This window comes from Candidatus Delongbacteria bacterium (assembly GCA_020634015.1).
GTDB lineage: Bacteria > CAIWAD01 > CAIWAD01 > CAIWAD01 > CAIWAD01 > JACKCN01.
In genome coordinates this window covers 191,503-212,400 of record JACKCN010000001.1, presented here as the reverse complement: position 1 = coordinate 212,400, position 20,898 = coordinate 191,503, and the positions used below count along the sequence as shown (strand labels likewise).

15 protein-coding genes are annotated in these 20,898 nt (G+C 64.6%); 8 read left to right on the top strand and 7 right to left on the bottom strand.

Annotated elements, in window-relative coordinates:
* Positions 1-4: 4 nt before the first annotated feature.
* From H6678_00975 to H6678_00965, 3 genes are all read right to left on the bottom strand, one after another.
* Entirely contained in the window at positions 5-598 is a 594-nt protein-coding gene (locus tag H6678_00975; protein ID MCB9472364.1) for a hypothetical protein, read from the bottom strand.
* Positions 599-893: 295 nt separating this feature from the next.
* Complete coding sequence (locus H6678_00970; GenBank protein ID MCB9472363.1) at positions 894-1,583, bottom strand: hypothetical protein; 690 nt, start codon at positions 1,581-1,583, stop codon at positions 894-896.
* A gap of 249 nt (positions 1,584-1,832) precedes the next feature.
* Complete coding sequence (locus tag H6678_00965; protein MCB9472362.1) at positions 1,833-2,447, bottom strand: hypothetical protein; 615 nt, start codon at positions 2,445-2,447, stop codon at positions 1,833-1,835.
* A 267-nt stretch (positions 2,448-2,714) separates the two neighbouring features.
* Here H6678_00965 and H6678_00960 point away from each other — a divergent pair, with 267 nt between their 5' ends.
* Positions 2,715-3,347, top strand: a complete 633-nt coding sequence (locus tag H6678_00960; GenBank protein ID MCB9472361.1) for a DNA-3-methyladenine glycosylase 2 family protein — start codon at positions 2,715-2,717, stop codon at positions 3,345-3,347.
* Between the two features lie 69 nt (positions 3,348-3,416).
* Here H6678_00960 and H6678_00955 read toward each other — a convergent pair whose 3' ends face one another.
* Both H6678_00955 and msrA read right to left on the bottom strand, forming a co-directional pair.
* Complete coding sequence (locus tag H6678_00955) at positions 3,417-5,276, bottom strand: ABC-F family ATP-binding cassette domain-containing protein (GenBank protein ID MCB9472360.1); 1,860 nt, start codon at positions 5,274-5,276, stop codon at positions 3,417-3,419.
* A gap of 204 nt (positions 5,277-5,480) precedes the next feature.
* A complete protein-coding gene (gene msrA, locus H6678_00950) occupies positions 5,481-6,008 on the bottom strand; it encodes a peptide-methionine (S)-S-oxide reductase MsrA (protein ID MCB9472359.1) in 528 nt (175 codons plus the stop codon).
* Between the two features lie 265 nt (positions 6,009-6,273).
* On the opposite strand from msrA, the gene H6678_00945 reads away from it, so the two are divergent.
* Complete coding sequence (locus H6678_00945) at positions 6,274-6,900, top strand: hypothetical protein (protein ID MCB9472358.1); 627 nt, start codon at positions 6,274-6,276, stop codon at positions 6,898-6,900.
* Here the strand turns inward: H6678_00945 and H6678_00940 are convergent.
* Positions 6,885-9,743, bottom strand: a complete 2,859-nt coding sequence (locus H6678_00940; protein ID MCB9472357.1) for a fibronectin type III domain-containing protein — start codon at positions 9,741-9,743, stop codon at positions 6,885-6,887. The genes H6678_00945 and H6678_00940 overlap by 16 nt on opposite strands.
* Before the next feature lie 275 nt (positions 9,744-10,018).
* Here H6678_00940 and H6678_00935 point away from each other — a divergent pair, with 275 nt between their 5' ends.
* The 4 genes from H6678_00935 to H6678_00920 all read left to right on the top strand — a co-directional run bounded on the left by H6678_00935 (position 10,019) and on the right by H6678_00920 (position 14,245).
* The gene (locus tag H6678_00935) at positions 10,019-12,673 is read left to right on the top strand and encodes a carbohydrate binding family 9 domain-containing protein (protein ID MCB9472356.1); all 2,655 of its coding nucleotides are present in this window, start codon (positions 10,019-10,021) and stop codon (positions 12,671-12,673) included.
* 316 nt (positions 12,674-12,989) lie between these two features.
* Positions 12,990-13,628 (top strand): hypothetical protein, encoded by a 639-nt coding sequence (locus H6678_00930; protein MCB9472355.1) that lies wholly within the window; start codon positions 12,990-12,992, stop codon positions 13,626-13,628.
* Between the two features lie 31 nt (positions 13,629-13,659).
* Entirely contained in the window at positions 13,660-14,031 is a 372-nt protein-coding gene (locus tag H6678_00925) for a hypothetical protein (protein ID MCB9472354.1), read from the top strand.
* Between the two features lie 43 nt (positions 14,032-14,074).
* Complete coding sequence (locus tag H6678_00920) at positions 14,075-14,245, top strand: hypothetical protein (protein ID MCB9472353.1); 171 nt, start codon at positions 14,075-14,077, stop codon at positions 14,243-14,245.
* Between the two features lie 1,525 nt (positions 14,246-15,770).
* Here H6678_00920 and ettA read toward each other — a convergent pair.
* Complete coding sequence (gene ettA, locus H6678_00915) at positions 15,771-17,441, bottom strand: energy-dependent translational throttle protein EttA (protein ID MCB9472352.1); 1,671 nt, start codon at positions 17,439-17,441, stop codon at positions 15,771-15,773.
* Positions 17,442-17,675: 234 nt separating this feature from the next.
* Here ettA and H6678_00910 point away from each other — a divergent pair, with 234 nt between their 5' ends.
* Together H6678_00910 and H6678_00905 are read left to right on the top strand one after the other, a co-directional pair.
* Entirely contained in the window at positions 17,676-18,146 is a 471-nt protein-coding gene (locus H6678_00910) for a hypothetical protein (protein ID MCB9472351.1), read from the top strand.
* Between the two features lie 29 nt (positions 18,147-18,175).
* Complete coding sequence (locus tag H6678_00905) at positions 18,176-20,866, top strand: hypothetical protein (GenBank protein ID MCB9472350.1); 2,691 nt, start codon at positions 18,176-18,178, stop codon at positions 20,864-20,866.
* Positions 20,867-20,898: the final 32 nt, after the last annotated feature.

Below are 20,898 nucleotides of genomic sequence, written 5' to 3'. Positions count from 1 at the left end.
ATGATCAGTCGTCGGTGCCGCCTCCGGGCGGGGGGCCGATGCCGATCACATACTTGGTGAAGTGGTGAATGGTGGCCTTCAGTTCAGCCTTGCCGTTCTCGATCACCAGTTCGGACGGAATTTCGACGAAACTTCCGTTTTCAAGATCCCAGTAGAGGACCAGGGTTTCGCCCTCGTTCAGCAGGCCACTGGCAAGAATGCCGCCCACCTCGTAGCCCAGCTCCACGCCATTGTCGAACTGCAAGCCATCGGGACCGAAGTCATAGCCGTAGAACCCACCGGAGCCCATCCACTGAGCCTCGATGGCCACGTCATTGCTGACCGCGTCGCCATTGGCGCTGAAGTCCAGGAATCCGTCTTCGAATCCGACGCCCTGGCCATCATCAACGACGAAATTGTGGCTGAATTCGTCGGTATATCCCTGACCATCGTCGGTGCGGGCCGCCTTCACGGTGAGCAGGCTGGTGTCGACCAGACGGATCGCGGAGGCACTGATCGGGTTGGATTCGTCTCCGGGGGCCGAGGTCTTTTCCTGGGAGCATCCGCTCAGCAAGGCAAGGCCCATTCCCAGCGCAAGGAGTTGTGCAAAGTGTTTCATGGTTGCCTTTCCGTTCTGCTTTGATGACTGAATTGGGGGGAGGAAGCCTGGCTTCCGTTTGGACAGCGACCCGAAAGCTCAAAGAATTCGGTGGCACTTGCAAGTCATTTGGTGCCAATTGGCACTTTCAGGACCCGGGCGACAAGGTGTGGTTCCAGGGGTCACATTCAGTTGACGAATGTCAGTTGGTGGGTGACAATGGGGTCAGTTCACAAAGCTGAACGATGTAAAAAATGAAACAGGCCGCCCCCGGGGAGGGGCGGCCTGTCGGCGTGCGCGAAAGACTGCGGGGCGTCTAGTGGTCTCCGGACCCTCCCGGTGGGGGGCCGATGCCGATGCAGTACTTGGAGAAATGCTGCAGAGTCGCGCGCAACATGATTCTGGTGCTCTGGTCCTCGCGGGGATCCTCTTCCGGCTGACTGGCGATGACCGTCCAGGTCCCGTTTTCATTGTCCAGCAGCACGATCAGCCGCTCCAGCGGAAAATGGCACTCGATCAGTGGCGTCACGTCGATCAGCAGATCCACCGGTTGCTCGAAGTTCAGCCCATGGGGCTGCATCTCGAAGCCGTAGTACCCACTGGGCCCCAACCAACGGGAGAGCAGATCTCTGTCCCGTGAGACAGCACCCGCGGGTGCCCGGAAACCGAAGTAATTGTGCCGCACGCTGGTGGGCTGATCCGCAGCCAGCGTGAAGCTGAAATTGTCGGGATGCAGCAGGTCGAAATGGTCGGGATCGTCGACCTGGATGCCGTCGGTTTCCGGGGCATCGTCTTCCTCGCCCGAGTGCCCGCCATGCCCATTGCGGCGTCCACCATCGATCGCATGTCCCTTTGTCGTGAGCCCTTCGAGTTGCACCAGAGTGATCTGGGCGTCATCGAGGGTGACGGCGGATTCTTCGCTGAAATTCGTCTGTTCGCTGCTGCAGCCAATCAGCAGAAGCGCCAGAACGCTGATCGCTGCCAGCTTCGGGGGGAGTTTGAGCATCTTGACCTCCTTGGGATCCGTGGGCCGGAATGCCCGGCACCGAGAAGGATCACGCAGTTATCGTGCCAATCATGGCACAAGTGGTTTTCATTTGTTTTTCAAGCACTTGCCTGATTCCACTCATGTAACCTGTGGGCAAATCCACCACCGGCAGTGGGGCAGATGCCCCGGTGAGCAAAAAAGGCCGCCCGTTGCCAGGCAGCCTTTCTCCCCTTGGTCCGGCCCATGCGTTGGCCGGCACTCATCGGATCAGTTGTCCCCACTTCCCCCCGGAGGAGGGCCAATGCCGATGACATACTTGGAAAAGTGCCAGACCGTGCCTTTCAGCTGGTAGCGCAGTGTTCCAAGTGCTTCCAGGCCCATGGTCTCGACCGTGGCCGGAATTTCCGTGTAGGTGCCATCCTCGTTGTCCAGCAGCATCACCAGGTTGTCAACGTCCGCCAGGCCCAGGATCACCACGGGAGTCACATCGATGCCCAAGTCCACCGCCTGGCCAAAATTCAGGCCGTGGGGCGACATGTCATACCCGTAGAAACCGCGCGGCCCCATCCAGGTACCGGCAATGTTGGTGCGCGACGCCACCGTGCCCGGTTGGGAGTACCAGCTGAAGTAGCCGTGATCGTAGTCCGTGATCCGATCGGGCCTGACGGTGAAGTCGAAGTAATCCGGGCTGAGCAGATTGCTCAGGCTGCTGCCGCCATCGGTCAATGCCGCTTTCTGCACCAGCAGGTCCGGCTGAACCAGCTGCACCTCGCCGGTCTGGAAGACCCGCCCTTCCTCGTGGCCCGCGGGTGCGCCATCGTTGCACCCGGTGAATCCCGCCAGAAGCCCCAACCAGAGCAGGGCTTCACCTATTCTGAACATCTTTTGCATCGAGTTCCCTTTCGTCTGATGCCTGAGGAATGGCCAGAACCGTGCCATTCCCGGGAGGCTTCGCAAGATGTTTCAGAACATGCAATTGGGTGCGATCCGGGAGGATTCGCTCGTACTGGGAGCTGGTGCAAGGCCTGGTTGAATTGCCCTCAATCGGTGGAAATTGGCGTGAGCGGTCAAAGTTCGCGGTTGCCTACTTCCCGTGGTGGCTCACCCAGCCGGTTTCCCACCTTGGGGCTTCAAGCGAAAGGACGCACCGTGCCCTCATCATTGAATGGCTTCCTGCCTGCAGAAGCCCTGGCCCACCTGAAGCGCGTGGACCCGGCGCTGGCTCCCTGGTTCGGGCGCATCGGGCCACTGGAACTCAGGCCCGCTCGCCCCGCATTCCGCAGTCTCTGCCGTGCGATCATCGCCCAGCAGGTTTCCAACCGGGCAGCCGCCACCATGATCGCGCGCTGTTTCGCACTCTGCGCGCGCCCCGGCCATCCCCGGCCCGGTGATTTTCTGCGTCTCGACGACGCCAGCCTCCAGTCCGCCGGAATCAGCCGCCAGAAACGAGGCTACCTGCGCAGCCTGGCCCAGGCCTTCGACAGCGGGCACCTGCGCAACTACCGCTTTGTCCACAGACCCGAGGAAGAGATCATCGAGGCGCTGACACGTGTCACGGGCATCGGGCGCTGGAGTGCCGAGATGTTTCTGCTGTTCTCGCTGGGGCGGCCCGATGTGTTCAGTGGAGGCGACCTGGCGCTGCGGGCCGGAATCTGCCGCGTGGACGGGCTGGAAAGCATCACGCCCGCCCAGGCCATCGAGCGGGCGCTTGTCTGGAGTCCCTGGCGCAGCGTGGCCAGCCTGTACCTGTGGAGGATCAGTCACTGGCAGGGTGAGCTGTAGTCGGGGATGTGGGACAGCGGTCGGATTGTGTGTCAGTCCGCCGTATCTCGCGGGCGGTGCGGGGGAAGGTCAGGACGGGCTGCCCCGAGTGCCGCTCTGGCGCGCCGCCTGGGCCGCCAGTCGCAGTTCTTCGAGTTCGCCCCAGCGCAGAAAAGTCTCGTCGTAGCGATCCTGCTCGTCCTGCAGCGTCTGGCAATGTGCACGCAGCCGCTCCGGGTCCTGCTGCAGTTCGGGCAGATCCAGTTCCTGCGTGAGACCTTCCAGGCTGTGTTCCAGCTCTTCCAGTTTTTCTTCCAGCGCCTTCAGTTCCTGTTCCTGCTTCCAGCTCAGTCTGGGGGCTGCCGGTACCGGGTTGGCGGGAGCCGGCTTGCGGGGCTGGCGCACGGTCCGTGCGGCCTCTTCCTCGGCCAGCAGGCGGCGCTGGGTGCGCTGCCACTGGGCCAGGTCGGCCAGTTGGTGAGCCGCACCACGCCCATCCAGCACCAGCAGTGAGGTACACACGGAGTCCAGCAGGGCGCGGTCGTGGCTGACCAGGATCACCGCACCGGGGAATTCGGCAAGGCTGTCCTCGAGCAGATTGCGCGTATCCAGGTCCAGGTCGTTGGTGGGTTCGTCCAGGATCAGCAGGTCGGCTTCCTCGAGCATCAGCCGGGTCAGCAGCACGCGGGCCTGTTCGCCACCCGAGAGCTGTGAGACGGGCATGGCCAGCTGTTCCTTGCGGAAGAGGAAACGCTCGGCCCAGGCGTTGACATGCACGGGCACTCCCCTGAAGGTGACCTGATCACCCGTGGGACAGAGCGCCTCCTTGAGCGTGGCCGTCTTGTCCAGCCGGCTGCGGTCCTGTTCGAAGAGCACGATTCGCAGTTTGTCGGCCCGACGCAGTGTGCCCGTATCCGGTGTTTCGGTATCACAGATGATGCGCAGCAGGGTGGTCTTGCCCGAGCCGTTGTCGCCCAGCAGGCCCAGCCGGTCTCCGGGCCCAAGACGCAGCGACAGATCCTGGAACAGCAGCCGGCCGCCCAGTGACTTTCCCAATCCTTCCAGTACCAGCAACTGACGGCTCTGGCGGCCGCTGGCCGTGAATGCCAGACCTGCGGCACTGTTGTCCGCCGTGCGCTGCCGTCCGCTGCGCACATCCTCTTCCAGCTTGTTGGCGGCGTCAATCCGGTACTGGGCCTTGGTGGCGCGGGCCTTGGGGCCACGGGCCAACCAGTCCAGCTCGCGGCGCAGGCGGGTTTCCATGCCAGCCTGACGGCTGAGCTGGGCTTCCAGAAAGCGTGCTTTCTGCTGCTGGAAGGCCGCCCAGCCCCCCGCACAGGAGAAGAAGCCATCGGGGTAGCGCACACTCAATTCGCCCACCCGGGTGCAGACCCGTTCCATGAACCAGCGATCGTGGCAGACCAGCACCAGAGTGATGCCCAGGGTGGGCAGCAGTTCCTCGAGCCACTGGATGCCGCCCAGATCGAGATGGTTGGTGGGCTCGTCCAGCAGCAGCAGGCGCGGTTCGCCCAGCAGGGCCCGGGCGATGGCCAGGCGCTTGCGCCAGCCGCCCGAGAGTTGGCCCACCGGCTGCTCCGGGTCGCTGAATCCGGCCCGCCCCAGCATGATCTCCACCCGGACCTGGGCTTCGTGAGGGTCCAGAGCCTCACCCGCAAGCGCCTGCAGCAGCCAGGCCGAGACGCTGGGCTCGGCGGGCAGTTCCTCTTCCTGGGGCAACCAGCCGGTGCGCAGGCCCTTCATCCGCTGGATCTCGCCCGCGTTGGCGGTCTCCTGGCCGGCCAGAATCTTCAGCAAGGTGGACTTTCCGCTGCCATTGGCACCCAGAATGCCCAGCCGCTCCCCGTCCTGCACGGAAAATCCCAGTTCGCTGAACAGAGTCTGGCTGCCGAAGGACTTTTGCAGTCCGCGAACCGTGATCAGAGGAGGCACGGGAAGACCTTTCCTGTTCCGTCGTGCCAGGTGCGGTCACGCGGAGGATACCATGGGACTGAAAGAGAATCCCCTGTCCGCTCGAAGCTTGCGAACAGGGGACGGAAGATCGGACACGCAAGGGAAGGAAGCCACCTGCGCCCCATTCCGGGGGAGTGCCATTGGAATCACCGCCAACCGCTGCCCCGGACTTGGGCGCCCTGGTCAATGATCCAGCAGCTTCTGGACCTTCTTGACTTTGGGTGCGATCACCATGCGGCAGTACCCTGCATCCGGGTTGTTGAGGAAATAGTCCTGATGATCGGCCTCCGCAGGATGGAAAACCGGCGCGCGCAGGATCTCGGTCACGATCGGATCCGCCAGTTCCTGCTGCTTGCGCTCGCGCGAAGCCTTGGCCGCGCTGAGCTGCTCGTCCGTGGAACAGAAGATCACCGAGCGGTACTGGGTGCCCACATCGGCGCCCTGGCGGTTGAGGGTGGTGGGATCGTGCACCGTCCAGAACACGTCGAACAGCTGGTCCAGGTTGGTCCCGGAGGGGTCGTAGTCAACGCGCGCGACCTCGGCATGCCCCGAGCTGCCTGAGCAGACCTGATGGTAGCTGGGGTCCGGAGTGCTGCCGCCCTGGTACCCCACGGTGACCGCGCTCACGCCCGGCACCAGCGCGAAGGCCGCTTCGGTGCACCAGAAACAACCGGCTCCGAAGAAAATGCTTTCCGTTCCTGGCGTGCTCATTGTGTGTTCCTTCTCGCTGCGGCTGCCTGCTGCCTGCCCGGGGGCCGCCCAGAGCATCAGAGCCAGGCAACCCAGCAGGGTCGTGTGTGTGCGCATGTCGGTCTCCTTGCTGGCGATTCGGGCCCCGGCTCGCCCCGACGCTTCCGGTCCGGGAAGCGGCTTGCGGGTGCCGGACCTTTTCTCCAGACTGTCCTGGTCGTCCTGCGGTTCCCGATGAACTGGCCCGGGATGTCACGATTCCATCACATTGCTCAGGAGAGTTCCCATGTCGGTCCGATTCCACCATGCGCGCCCCGTCCAGACCTGTTCCGGACCTGCGGCGTGCACCGCCGGCATTGCCTCGTGGTGTCTGGTCATGGCGGGCCTGCTCTGCGGCCCCTGGCCGGTGCTGGCCCAGGAAGGGGTTCCCCTCGAGCGTGCTCCGCTGCCCGAACTGTCCATGGAGCGCGTATTGCAGGTGCAACCCGCGCAGGTCTGGGCCGTTCCCAGCGTGCGCCTGTTGAAGGGTGACATGCTGGGGGAGAATCTGCTGCCCGCCGATACCCGGTTGTTGTATACGCCCACTGGCTGGGTACGCGACTGCCTGCTGCCCGCCCCGATGGAACTCCAGGGCTTGCCCCTGCGTGGTGGTGGGCACGACTGGATGACCGGGTTCCACCCCGATGGCAGCCTGCGGACGGCCTGGCTTTCCCGGTCCACCGAGATCGATGGGATACCCTGTGCGCGCGCCACCGTCTGGGCCGAGCTGTTCGGAAAGGGCGGAATGACCACCCTGCACCCCGACGGCTCACTGGAATCCTGCCGGCTGGCCAAACGCTGCACCATTGACGGCCAGACCTTCCGCAAGGGTCAGCGGATCCGCCTGGACCCCGAAGGTCACTTGGTTCCCTGAGTCTGCTGGCGCGTCCGGCGCGCAGGCTCCGCCACTCCGGTGCGAGGCTGGCGCAGAGGCGCTGTGTCACGCTCGAGGGAGTGCAGCAGGGCGTCGGGCACCACACTGCGCACCTGGAACCAGCGCGCGGACTGTGCCGCCTGCAGGGCAAGGGTGAAACGGGTTTCTTCCGTTTCGCCCAGCAGAGTCCACGACGGGGCATCCACCGTATCGGCCGCGTAGATCCGGTAGGATGTGGCCACGTATACCGGCACCCAGTCCAGCTGCAACATGTTCCCCGGTATCTGGTGAATCACCAGATCGGTGACCAGTTCGGGGTTCTCGGGAATCACCACGCCCACGCGCAGATCGTCCACGTACCAGCCTTCACGCACGACGCTGCCGTCGCTGACGAATCCCATGCGCAGCCGGAATGTGCGTGTGTCCGCAGGCAACAGCAGCGTGTAACTGCGCCAGTCCTCGTTGCCACTGAACATTCGACGTGGCCAGGCCAGAGGCACCTGGCTGCTTCCCTTGAGAGCCTTGCTGAGCACGGGGCTCAGCAGTGCGGGCTGCCACTCGCCGTCCGCCAGGCTCACATCCACGACGCCACCGTCGTAGCACGAGTCGGGCTGCGAGCCCGAGGTTTCGGCCTCGACCCAGCTGGAAAACTGCACGCGCACCTGGCTGGCCCCGATGGGCACCAGGTACTCGGGGCTGGTGAGCCAGCCCGCGGCGTTGTTGGCATAGTCCGCGGCGCCCGTGCTGCCGAACTTCCAGGCGTGGGTGCCTTCGCTGTGGCGCGTGGTGCTGAGGTGCCACTGGTCCACGTTCCCGCCGAAGGCGGCGTGTGTCCAATCGCTGGTTCCGTTGAATCCGTCCGCATACAGGTCATGCATCACGGACAGAATGCCCGGGCTGCTGGTGGCCGTGTTGTCATGCCCGCTTGCATCCACGGCGATCACCTGAAGCTGTGCCACGGTGCCGGGAGCCAGCGGTGCCAGGCTGCCGACCCAGATGTTGCCGGAGAGATTCTCCATGACCACGTTCTGCCAGCCTGATCCTGTGTCCCATTGCAGGGTGGCCTGCTGGACACCCGTCTCGTCCACGATCTCGGCCGAAACCGGTATCACGCCGCCGGAAAAGCCCGTGGTCTCGGGGGGCAGGGTCACCAGAGGAGCGTCCAGGTCATCGGGCATTCCCTGCACGATGTTCGAGAGTTCCGACACGCGACCCTGGGCGTCCCGGGCCCGAATTCCAATGCTGTAGACGGTCAGCAGATCCAGCCCGTGGATCACCACCTGGCGGGTGCCCGGCCAGCAGAGCTCGTCCTCTTCGGAATTGTTCACCAGGCGCGCCGTGGGTCCGATGGTGGCCGCTGTGTCCACCAGCACTTCGTAGGTATCGAAGCGGTCGGAAAGGGTGGGTCTCCAGCCGATGCGCAGGCTGCTGGCGGTGAACCCACTGACCCGCAGGTTGGTGGGCGTGGTGGGTGCCGTGTCATCCACGAACGCCCGCAGGCTGTCGCGGGCCACCAGCAGATTGTCGAACACGGGCCGCGCGAAGGCCCAGGCGGTGGTGAAGTTGTGCCAGGACGCCACGGCGGGCGGCGTGATGTGGTAGTACTCGGTTTCACCCAGATCGTGAGCCGGGGTGGGCAGTTCGTCGATCTCGATGTGGATCGCCCGCTCGCCCGCGTCGCACTCGGGATAGCCATCGCCGTGATCGGGATAGGTATAGTTCCATTGGCAGCTTTCGCCGTAGCCCCAGAGCTCGGGTGCGATCGACAGGGTCAGCGAGGAATCGGGAATGCCGCCCGACACGATCACCGGGTAGAGTTGATTCGAGGACATGTAATCCTGGATGCGCCACTCGTCATGGCTGAAGCCCAGCTCATCCTCGGCGAACACGGGCTGCAGCAAGTTGGTGAACAGACCCTTGGAGCCACCGCCCGTGTCCACGAGCACGGGATTGTGGATCCGGTTGTAACGCCCGCCCACCACCACACAACTCTTCAGGTCGCGGTGCGCCAGGTCGTCGTAGCTGTGCACCTGCACCACCAGCTCTTCCTGACCCAGCTCCTGCCAGTGGTCCACCAGCTGCTCGTGGATCACGGCAAAGGGGTGCTCGCAGTTGCGGGTCGGGTCCGAGAGACTGGTGTCGTTGGAGAAGGTCTCGTTGCGGTGGGCCACTTCGCGGCCCGCGCCGTTGAGCATCATCAGCCCGGCATCGGCTTCCAGGAAGAACTCCAGCGCGATGTAGGGACTCAGGTAGTCGTCGCAGGGGTGCGGCACCTGTACCACGATTTCCGGTCGGCTGGCCTGTGGGCAGAAGATGAACAGCCCCCAGCCGTGCACGAAGGAACCGACCACATCATCAAGGATGCCCGGGTCCAGACCAGGATCGGTGAAACTCGCGTCCAGTTGCTCGCGCAGCATCCAGTATTCGCGTCCCAGTCCCGTGTCCGTGAATCGCACCAGGTCGTAGTCGATCGCGGGGCCATTCTGCAACAGCAGGTCCGCAGCCGCGGAGTCGCCGTTCAGCAGGGCGTCGGCCAGATCGCGGAACAGCTGGAGAATCGCCGTATCGGGGGCATTGTCCTCCAGAACCTGGAATCCGCCGAAGCCGTTCAGCTGAGTATCCAGCGCGGGTGGTGCGTACATGTTGTAGCCCGGGCGCGAAATCGCTTCGGCCACATGACTGACCCAGTTGTCGTAAGCCGCTCCCGGTTCGCTGCCCGCAAGGAATTCGCGCAGCGAGCCGCTCTCGTTCACGATCTCGGCGCGCAGCGTTCCGGTCAGGGGCAGCATCCAGAGCACGCTCAGGGCGACACGGATCGTACCGGCAGTGGGGGAGAGCCTCATGGTCGGATGTCCTGATTTGGGGTACGGATTCCAGCAGTGGCGACGCCGGGCAAACCTGAACCTGAAGAACGCGATCCCCGGTGGATTTCGGGAGTCCTATCCTGCATCCTGCCACTTTGGACAGAAGCCGGATCGACACCTGGCTCCGGATCCCGAAGAAAGTGTGGCTGGTGCAATTCCCGGTTCCATTCCCGGCCCGCCAGCGCAAGATTGAAACCTCAGGCCAGCGTCCCGGTCCATGGGGGCGGTCGTTTTCAATCCACAGACAGGACTCCATGAAACCCATCCCGGCCTCTTTATGCCTGGCCCTGCTGCTCTCAGTCCCGGCAAATGGCGAAGACTTTGTCCGCCGCCACTACGACACAGCGCGGGTACCCGCTGGCGCCCTGCACATCGACGGTCATCTCAGCGAGCCCGCCTGGGAGACCGTGCCCTGGAGCGGGGGATTCCTTGGGCATTCGCCCACCCGGGGAGCCGCGCCCGCGCGCGAGACCCAGGTGCGGATCCTTTATGATGATGAAGCGATCTACTTCGCCTTCAGGGCCTGGGATGACCCGGAACTGATCGAGAATCGTCTGGGTCGCCAGGACCAGTTTCCCGGGGACTGGGTCGAAGTCAACATCGACTCACGCCAGGATCTGCGCACGGCCTACAGTTTCACCCTGAGCGTCTCGGGCGTGAAGGGCGACGAAGCGATTTCCGAAGACGGCGACAACTGGGACGGCAACTGGAACCCGGTGTGGTTCGCGGGCACCGCCATCGACAGCCTGGGCTGGACCGCCGAGATCAAGATTCCCTTCAGCCAGTTGCGATTCCCCGAGAAGGAGGAGCACGTCTGGGGGCTGCAGATGACCCGGCGGATCCAGCGCGAGGAGGAACGCAGCACCTGGCAGCCCATGCCCCTGAACGCGCCCGGCTGGGTCAGTTACTTCGGCGAGATCCATGGCATCCACGGCATTCGCCCTGGAGGCCAGCTGGAGCTTGCACCCTATGTTCTGGCCCGCAACAACTACACGGGCGTGCAGGGCACACGCTTCGGTCCCGCCGACCCCACCCGGGCCATCGGGCTGGATGGCAAGTGGGCTCCCGGCAACAATCTGGCGCTCAACTTCACCCTCAACCCGGATTTCGGCCAGGTGGAGGCGGATCCCTCCGAGATCAACCTCTCGGGTTTCGAGAGCTTCTTCTCGGAGAAGCGTCCCTTTTTCGTGGCCGGGCGCGAGAACTTCGACTGGCGCCTCTCGCGCGCCACGGCCGGAGGAGGGTTCAATTCCGACAACCTGTTCTATTCGCGCCGCATCGGGCGTGCGCCACACTCGGCCTGGTGGCTGGCCACCGGTGATACCGAAGAGCTGGTGGACGCGCCGGGCGCCAGCACCATCCTGGGTGCGCTCAAACTGACCGCCAAGAGCGCCGAGGGCTGGACCCTGGGCCTGATCGAGAGCGTCACCGACGAGGAGCACGGCACTCTCCGGGATTCCGACACGGGCGCGGAGCGCCAGCTGGTGCTGGAACCCCGCAGCCATTACGGTGTGTTGCGCGTGGAACGCGAGCTGGACCGCGGGCGCACCGTGGTGGGCGGCATCCTCACCGCCACCAATCGCCGCCTGAGCGAGGACCATCTGCGTGCCAGCCTGCACCAGAGCGCCTGGAGCGGCGGTCTGAACCTGCAACACTACCTCGGCGAAGACCGTTTGTATTACGTGGAAACCCGGCTTGCGGGCAGTCTGGTCACCGGGGACCCCAGAGCGATCACCGCGACCCAGACCGCGCCGGCCCATCTATTCCAGCGTCCGGACGCGGATCATCTTGAGCTGGACACCACGCGCACCTCGCTGGCGGGACTTTCCATCTATGGGCACGTGGGCCGCACGCGCAGCCGCGATCCGCTGGCCTGGCAGACCGGCCTGAGCCTGCGGACTCCCGGATTCGAGACCAACGACATCGGCTACCTGCGCGCCGCCGACCAGGCGGTGCAGTTCGGTTGGGTGGGCTGGGCCGAGCGCACTCCCGGCCCCTGGTGGCTCGACTGGCAACTGAATGGCAACGAATGGCTCACCTTCGACAGCCAGGGCGAATTGCTGCGCGAACAGCTGAACCTCAACGGCAACCTGCGCTTCAACAGTCGCCGGCAGATCGGTGGCAGCGTGGATCTGGAGAGCGAGTACAAGGACCCGACTCTGCTGCGCGGAGGACCCCGCTTCACCGTGCCGGGAGCGATCACCGTGGATCTTTGGCACAATTCGCCCGACCAGGGCCGGGTGGGCTACAGTTTTGGCGGCAACTGGGCCCAGGGCAATGACAATTATGCGGTGGTACGCGATCTCTGGGCGGATGTCTGGTGGAAACCCTGGAATCAGCTGGGGCTGAGTCTCAATCCCTCCTGGAACATGGAACGCAACACGCTGCAGTACATCCGCGTGCAGGACGTGGACGACCTCCCCGATCGCCCCTGGTTGCTGGGCTCGCTGGTCAGGCGCACCTTCGTGGTCACCGGGCGGGCCGAGTACTATCCACACCCGGGCCTGACCCTGCAGCTCTACAACGAAGTCTTCATGACGCAGGGCCACTACGGCAGTTTCCGCAAGGTGACGGATTCCGGAGCGTCCGCCCTGGATGACCGCACACGCCCGCTGGGTGCGGGCGAGATCAGCCAGGATCCGGACACGGGAGACTATGACGTGCGGGAAATCCTGGGGCCCAGCTATGGCTTTTCCGATCCGGACTTCGACGCGCTGGGCTTCAATTCCAATCTGGTCTTCCGCTGGGACTGGTCGCCCGGATCCCAGCTCTATCTGGTCTGGACCCGCTCCGCCTGGGACGGACTGGGGCGACACGGATTCGTGCCGTTGCGCAACCTCAGTGATCCGGGCGTGATCGCCTCGGACCAGGTCTTTCTGATCAAGATCAGCCGCTGGCTGGATATTTGATCCTGGTGGACATGCGCGGACACGCCACGCCCCCCTTTGCCCTTCCGGCTGCAGGGGGCGTGGCGTGTGTCCACCTGGGTCAGCCCTGTCAGTGACCCGGACCGGGCTGTCATTCCGTGCCCGCAGTCTCCGCCGACATTGACTGATCACAAAGCCGGATGGACGGCTGGACTCTCTGGCATGCCCCTTGCAATTCCTGCCTCCGGGAGCACGTTCCCCGTTCCGGTTCCCACACCACACACCGGTGCTTTCCGGCTGCGGATTCCTCGGACTCCGCGGCGCCGGAAGCACTTCCATCCCGAATACGAGGCATGCCATGAGATCCCTGATTCGACTCAGCCCCTGGCTGAGCCTGCTGCTGCTGTGCCTGATCGGCTGTGGTCCCGATGGGCCCACGCCCGCGCTGCCACTGACTCCAGGCGAGATGCGCACGGTCATCGAGGTCCCCCCGCTGAATCCCTTCGATTCCAAACTGGCGAACAGCCATCATCGGTGGATGCGCGAGCACTGGGCGGACATCGAACGGGACGCCGGCCGTGATCACGTTGGTGAGTCGGTGCCGCGGGCCCTGGACCGGATCGCCGGCTGGTGTCCCCTGTCGCCGGAGCTGCGCGCGCTGGTGGAGTCCGTGCTCAACGACCATCGGCCCCCGGGTTACGAGTCCGTGTTCCAGGCCGCCGAGGCTCTTCAAGGCTGGATTGCCCGTGGTGTGACACCGGAAGTCGCCCGGCAGCGCCTGTCACGTATGACTGTGGCCAGGGAATGGCCCGAACACTGGGAGATCCTGCTGTCCACATGGCAGGTGAGTCTGGAGCAGGGCAGTTCGCTGACAGGTGCGCTCACCAGCGATGCCTACACGGTGGACTTCATCGGCACCGTGGTCGCCGGACCCGAGGGCGGTGCCGCCGCGTCGGCAGGTTACCTGATCGGTCGTCTGATTCGTGAATTGCTCTGAACAACATCGGCACACAGCAAGGAGATCACAATTGTCCCATCTGACACACAACCCGCGTCTGGCCCTCGTCCTGCTGGGAGCGCTGCTGATGCTGCTGCTGGGCGCACTGCCCAGCGCCCGGGCCCAGCAGGTGGCTTCCCCGGCGGGAGAGGTCACAGTCATTGATATGCCATCCCCGGTCATGCTGGACCTGGCCCGGAAGCTCTTGCGTGTGGCACAGTCCGAGCACCCGCGGCTGACAGAACAGGACCTGCTGGCACATCTGCGCACGGACCTGCGTTCGGGGGGGCCACTGGCCCTGCTGGCCGCCCGCGAACTGGGCAGCCTGGACGGTCTCAGCCGCCGCGAAGTGCTGCTGCTCTGTTTTGCCGCCGGACTGATCGCCGGCCTGATGATCACCTGACACAGGCGCCCCGCCCTTTCGGGGGCGGGGCGAAGGAGGTTTCATGGAACGAATCGTCTGGCGAGTGCTCGCCGTGCTCGCCGCCTGCGGCTGGCTGCTCACCCGCATCCTGCTGCCCACCCCCGTGCCCGTCTGGCTGTCCGAATCGATCAACGGCATCCTCTGCTGCCTGATCCTGGCCCAGAGCTGGCGCAGCTGGCCCCGCACCCCGTGAGACGCCGAGACATCGAGACGTAGAGACGTAGAGACGTGGAAAAGTGGAAACGCACGAGGGGCAAAGGCCACAGGCCGTGCCTATCATCATGGCACACGGCCCGCAAGCTTTCCAAGGTTTCACAGCACCAAACGTTTCACTCCGGGGTCTTGCCCCGGCCCGTCCTGGAGCGCGCCGTTGGCGCTTCTTCTCCTCGCGCCCCAGCGCAAACTGGCAACACCAGGATTGGTCGCACAACGTCGCATCCGGAAGAATCCCGATGTGCCGCGTCAGTGTGGAGGATGATGCTGTGTTGACGCCGTGCGAATTGGCGGGTTCATCGAGCTCGGCTGGAAGCTGCGATCTCCGGCTTCTGATCCATCAAATTCCACAGCGGTGACGCCGGTGGCGGAACCATCGAGACGGAACGGTTGGGCATGGAACGTGGGCCGCCGCGCTTGGCCCGACGGACCGCGCAGCGGGCCAAGTTTGCGCGGCGCGAGGCCTGCGAAGAGGGTCTTTCTTTGGCTCCACCTTGCTTTGGACCCGTCCAAAGAAAGGTGGAAAATCATGCATCACGGGAGACAGTCCCGAGCCGAGGAAGGCATCACAGATCGGGTCAGCGACAGGATGCCAGTGGAATAGGATGGAAGATTGAGGTTTCGAGGACTCCGGTGCGAGCGGCGAGTCATGGCCCCCGGATTTCGCCAGAACGTCAGATGACGAGATCACGTGTGTTGAGCTTCATCCGGGCCCGGCTGGAAGCTACGGCTCTGTCTCTGATCAATTTTCTTCCAAAGCGGTGACGCCGGTGGCGGAACCATCGAGACGGAACGGTTGAGCAGGGAACGTGGGCCACCGCGCTTGGCCCGACGGACCGCATCGCGGGCCAAGTTTGCGCGGCGCGAGGCCTGCGAAGAGGGTCTTTCTTTGGCTCCACCTTTCTTTGGACCCGTCCAAAGAAAGGTGGAAGACCATCCATCACGGGAGACAGTCCCGAGCCGAGGAAGGCATCACAGATCGGGTCAGCGACAGGATGCCAGTGGAATAGGATGGAAGATTGAGGTTTCGAGGACTCCGGTGCGAGCGGCGAGTCATGGCCCCCGGATTTCGCCAGAAGGTCAGATGACGAGATCACGTGTGTTGAGCTTCATCGGGCCCGGCTGGAAGCTACGGCTCTGTCTCTGATCAATTTTCTTCCAAAGCGGTGACGCCGGTGGCGGAACCATCGAGACGGAACGGTTGGGCAGGGAACGTGGGCCGCCGCGCATGATCGCCGGACCGCGCAGCGGGCCAAGTTTGCGCGGCGCGAGGCCTGCGGAGCCTTCTTTTGGTCACCCTTTTCTTCGCGAAGAAAAGGTAGAGAGCGCCGCCCGCGCAGGGCATGGCCCCATCCGGGCAGATCACGTGAAGGACCTCCGTTCCCATTGCATGGCGCCCCGATTGCGCGCATCGCGCATTGTGAAGTCGAGATTGTGTCGGCTTCATCGGGCCCGGCTGGAAGCTACGTCGTGTAGGAAAGCGCGAGGGGAAAGCGCCGCAAGGCCTAGCGCGTAAGCCTCCGATACTTGATGCGATGCGGCTGGTCGGCCGCCGTGCCCAGGCGTTCGTGGCGGTTCTTCTCGTACTCGCTGTAATTGCCGTCGAACCAGATCACCTGACTGTCACCCTCGAAGGCCAGGATGTGGGTCGCGATGCGGTCCAGGAACCAGCGGTCGTGGCTCACGACCACGGCGCAGCCGGCGAAATTGGAAATGCCCTCTTCCAGGGCGCGCAGCGTGTTCACATCCAGGTCGTTGGTGGGCTCGTCAAGGATCAGCAGGTTGGCGCCCTCGCGCAGGGTACGGGCAAGGTGCACACGGCCGCGCTCGCCGCCGGAGAGCACCCCCACGGGCTTCTGCTGGTCGGTGCCGCCGAAGTTGAAGCGCCCGACCCAGGCGCGGCTGTTGACCTGGCGGCCGCCCACGTCAATGGTATCCTGGCCGCCGGAAATCACCTGCCAGACCGTGGCGTCCGGATCCATCGGGCGATTCTGGTCCACGAAACCGATCACGACCGTCTCGCCCACACGGAAACTGCCGGCGTCCGGCGCTTCCTGCGAGGTGATCAGCCGCAAGAGGGTGGACTTGCCCGCACCATTGGGACCGATCACGCCCACGATGCCACCGGGCGGCAGGCTGAAACTCAGGTTCTCGAAGAGCAGGGTGTCCCCATAGCCCTTGGTGAGCCTGTCGGCCTCGATGACCACGCTGCCCAGCCGGGGACCTGGCGGAATGAAGATCTCGATCTCGTCACGGTACTTCTCGCTGTCCTCTTCGAGCAGTTTCTCGTAGGCCGTGATGCGCGCCTTGCCCTTGGCATGGCGGGCCTTGGGCGACATGCGCACCCAGTCCAGCTCGCGGGCCAGCATGCGTTGGCGCTTGCTCTCCTGCTTCTCTTCCACTTTCAGGCGCGAATGTTTCTGCTCAAGCCAACTGCTGTAGTTGCCTTCGAAGGGAATGCCCTCGCCGCGGTCCAGTTCCAGAATCCAGCCGGCCACGTTGTCCAGGAAGTAGCGATCGTGTGTCACGGCCAGCACGGTGCCCGGATAGCGCGCCAGGAACTGCTCGAGCCAGGCCACGCTTTCCGCGTCCAGATGGTTGGTGGGCTCGTCCAGCAGCAGCACGTCCGGGGATGACAGCAGCAAGCGGCAGAGGGCCACCCGGCGTTTCTCACCACCGGAAAGCGTGTCGACCAGAGCGTCACCGGGAGGGCAGCGCAGCGAATCCATCGCCTGTTCCAGCTTGCTGTCGATGTCCCAGGCGTCCAGCAGGTCGATCTTTTCCTGGAGGGCGCCCTGGCGTTCCATCAGGGCGTCGTAGTCGGCATCGGGCTCGGCGAACAGTTCGGAGATCTCGTTGTACTCCTTGAGCAGGGCCACGGGCACGGCCATGCCTTCCTGTACATTGGCGAGCACGGTGGTCCCGGGAGTCAGCTGAGGCTCCTGATGCAGGTAGCCGAAGCGCAGGCCCTTCTGGGCCGTGATCTCACCCTCGTAGTCCTTGTCTTCGCCCGCGATGATCTTGAGCAGGCTGCTCTTGCCGGCCCCGTTCAGTCCGAGCACGCCGATCTTGGCGCCGTAGTAGAACGAGAGCCAGATGTTCTTGAGCACACGCTTGTCGGGCTTGTGGATCTTGCCCACGCCCATCATCGAGAAGATGATCTTGTTCTCTGCCATTCCGGGATCTTTCTGTAAGATGAAGGCCGCCAGAAGGCGGCCCTTCGTCATGATGGGACGCGGATCGCAGGCCACTTGCTGTGGGCTGCGGACTGCGGTCGCCGGAGGGATGAATGCAAGTCCAACGCCCCCAGCGGGCTGCCAATATAGAATTCCGCTCCAGCCACGGGCCGGCCCTCCCTTGCGGGCCTCGCCGTCGGCATGACAGTCAACCCATTCAGGAAGACCCTGCCCATGTCCAGTGATGTCTATGCCTATCGCGGTGCCCGGGCTCTGGTGCTGCTGCACGAGAAGGAACTGCGTGCCTTTCTTGCCTGCTGGCAGCACTTCGTGGCCTCCGGTTGCAGCCTGCCCGAGACCGAGGACCCGGACTATCGCGACCCCCATTTCCTGCTGACCCACGTGCTGGGTGCCGCGGGCAGTTACCTGCGCTGGTGCTGCGAGAAACTGGGCGAGGCACTTCCCGCCATGCCGACTCTGCCCGACACGCACCGGCCGGAGGAAGTGCAGCACTACGTGGACCAGTTGCTGCTGGCCTGGAGGCAGCCGCTGCACACCATTGAAGAACGTCACTTCGACGAGCCCGCCCACATTTCTCGCTGGGGAGTGCCGTACACCATTGACGCGATGCTCGAGCACGCCGTGATGCACCCGATCCGTCATCGTTTCCAGCTTGAGGAACTGCTGGCCGCCCGCCCGGACTGAGCCCTGGACATTGCCTGGAGAATCCCCCCATGCCCGCCCTGCTGATCCTGCTGTTCACCCTGTGTCTGGCACCCGCCCGGGCCTTTGCCGACACCTTGCCCACGGACACGACCTGGGTGCAGACCTTCACCTTCGATTCCATCGCCACCCGACGCGCCGTGTTTCCCTTTCCGCCTGCCGGTCAGGAGTGGCGCCGGATCCTGATGTACTACAAGCTCAAGTGCGACGAGGCCACGCCCGGCGACCCCTACCCCTGCGGCGAATGGGATGTGAACACCTATGTGCGCGTGCACCGGCACACGGGCCTGCAGGATTCCACCGTGCACCGCCAGGCCCGCTGGGAGGTCCGCGGGGAGGCCCCGGACAGTCTGGCGTTGCGCCGCCAGCCGGTGTACGAGCAACGCGTGCGCTGGAGCGCGTCACGCCCGGCGGCCGAGCTGGCCAAGGATCGTTACCTGGCCTTCGATCAGGGCGACTATCTGGTGGTGCCGCCCGAGGCTTTGGCCAACTGCGGGACGGAGTTGACCATCGCGTTCTGGCTGCGCGGCGACAGCCAGCTGCAACCCCGCAACGACAACCTGATCGAAGCCTGCCGTGACACGGGGCGCGCGCTCAACATCCACCTGCCCTGGGGCACGGGCGAGGTCTACTGGGACGCGGGAGGCTATCTCAGCGGTGCCAACAACCGCCTGCAGAAGGAAGCCCGTCCCGAGGACTGGAAAGGGCGCTGGAATCACTGGACCTTCACCAAGAACCTGACCACTGGCCGAATGGCGATCTGGCTCAATGGCCAGCTGTGGCACGAGGCGGGCAACATGAGCAAGCCGCTGGAACCGGTGAACCAGTTCGTGATCGGCGGCAACTGCAACGGAAACGGAGGCTGGTTCGCCGGCGGGATCGACGATTTCTGCATCTACAGCCAGGAACTTGGGCTCACGGACATTCAGGCCCTGATGGCGGGCAGAATGCCCGACAGGGCGGCAAGCACGCTCGAGCTGTATTACGACTTCAACGCACCTGATGTGCAGCGCGTCATCGACGGGGGCCCCCGGGGCCTGGATGCCCGGCGTGTCGGCCAGCCGCGCAGCATGGCCTGGGGCAGCGCCGGCGCCATCGATCTGAAACCGGCCGCGGGAGCCCGCGTGGTGCGTGACAGTCTGGCCGTGGATCCGTTGGCGATTCTGGTGTACGACAACCCCGAGGACCCTAACCAGCCCTCGGACACGCTGCGCCTCTGGAGCGCCGAACAGCGTGTGCTGGATGCCAACGGCAACCTCCTGGAGACCATTGCCCTGCCCGCGGACACGCTGTTGATGCAGGACCATCGCAGCTGGACGGATGAGTATCGCGAACGGGTGAGCCCGCTCGAGCTCGAGCGATTCATCACGCCCTACGGCAAGGGACTGGACCTGGGTGGCGACGGCTTCACCTGGCTGCGCGACGTGAGCGCCTACGCGCCCCTGCTGCAGGGCGAGGTGGACCTGGAGGCGCACAACGGCTACGAACTGCTGGACCTGCGCTTCGCCTTTCTGCCCGGCCCCAGTCCGCGCCCCGTGCTGCAGGTGGAGGACATCTGGGCCGAGGGCGATTATGGGTATGCCGACCTGGCTGCGGACAGGCAGCTGCCACTGGAAGTGATGGCGCTCCGCCCGGACACACGCGGTGCGGCCGTGCGTTCGCGGATCAGCGGACACGGCCACTACGGTCCGCGCAATTGCTGCGAATGGGACGCCAAGCGCCATTTCCTGGCGATCAACGGCATTCCGCGTTTCGACTGGACCATCTGGACCAACTGCGGCAACAATCCCGTCTTTCCGCAGGGCGGCACATGGCAGTTCGACCGTGCCGGCTGGTGCCCGGGCACCTTCGTGATCACGCGGGATCACGAGATCACACCCTGGGTCCTGGGCGACAGCCTCTGCGCCATCGATTACAGCATCGAAGCGCCGGATCCGAGCAACGGCGAAGGCGACGGCCGCTATGTCCAGGTGCACCAATTGCTGCAATACGGCGAGCTGCACGCGCGCACGGACCTTCGCCTGGAGGAGATCATCGCCCCCAGCCAGCGTGACGAGTTCCGTCGGCTCAACCCGATCAGCGTGAGCCCGCGGGTGCGCGTGCGCAATCTGGGCGAAGCCGGAACCCAGACTCTGCGGATCCACTACGGACTGCAGGACCGGCTGCCCTCACAGTTCGAATGGCAGGGCTGGCTGGCCCGGAATGAGGCTGTGGAGCTGGACCTGCCCGCTCCCGACTGGAGCGGCATGCAGGCCGGCAGCCGATTCGAGGCCCGCCTCGAGACTCTGAACGGCACGGACGGCTGGCCCGCGGACAATCTGCTGGCCAGTCTGTGTGCCGAGCCGCTGGTGCTGCCGGAGACCGTCGTGCTGCAGATCCAGTGCCCGCCCTTCGGCCGTGCCGCCGACAACCGCTGGGTGCTGCTGGACGAGCAGGGCACGCAGCAGGCCGGTCGCGCCTTGCTGGCCGAGGAGGAACTGGCGCGTGACACACTGCGCCTGGCCCCGGGCGCCTGGGAACTGCACCTGCTGGACGATCAGGAAGACGGGATGATCCGCCACTGGTGGCTGCGCGGCAGCGACCCCGAGCACATGGGCAGCAACGGCCGCGTGCTGCTGCTGAGTCTGGAAGGCGACACCCTCAAGGACCTGGGCTACGACTTCGCCGAGGGCGTGAGCGCGCGCTTCTTCGTCCGGGACTGAAGGGCAGCGCTTCGGACTGATCGAACTCTGGA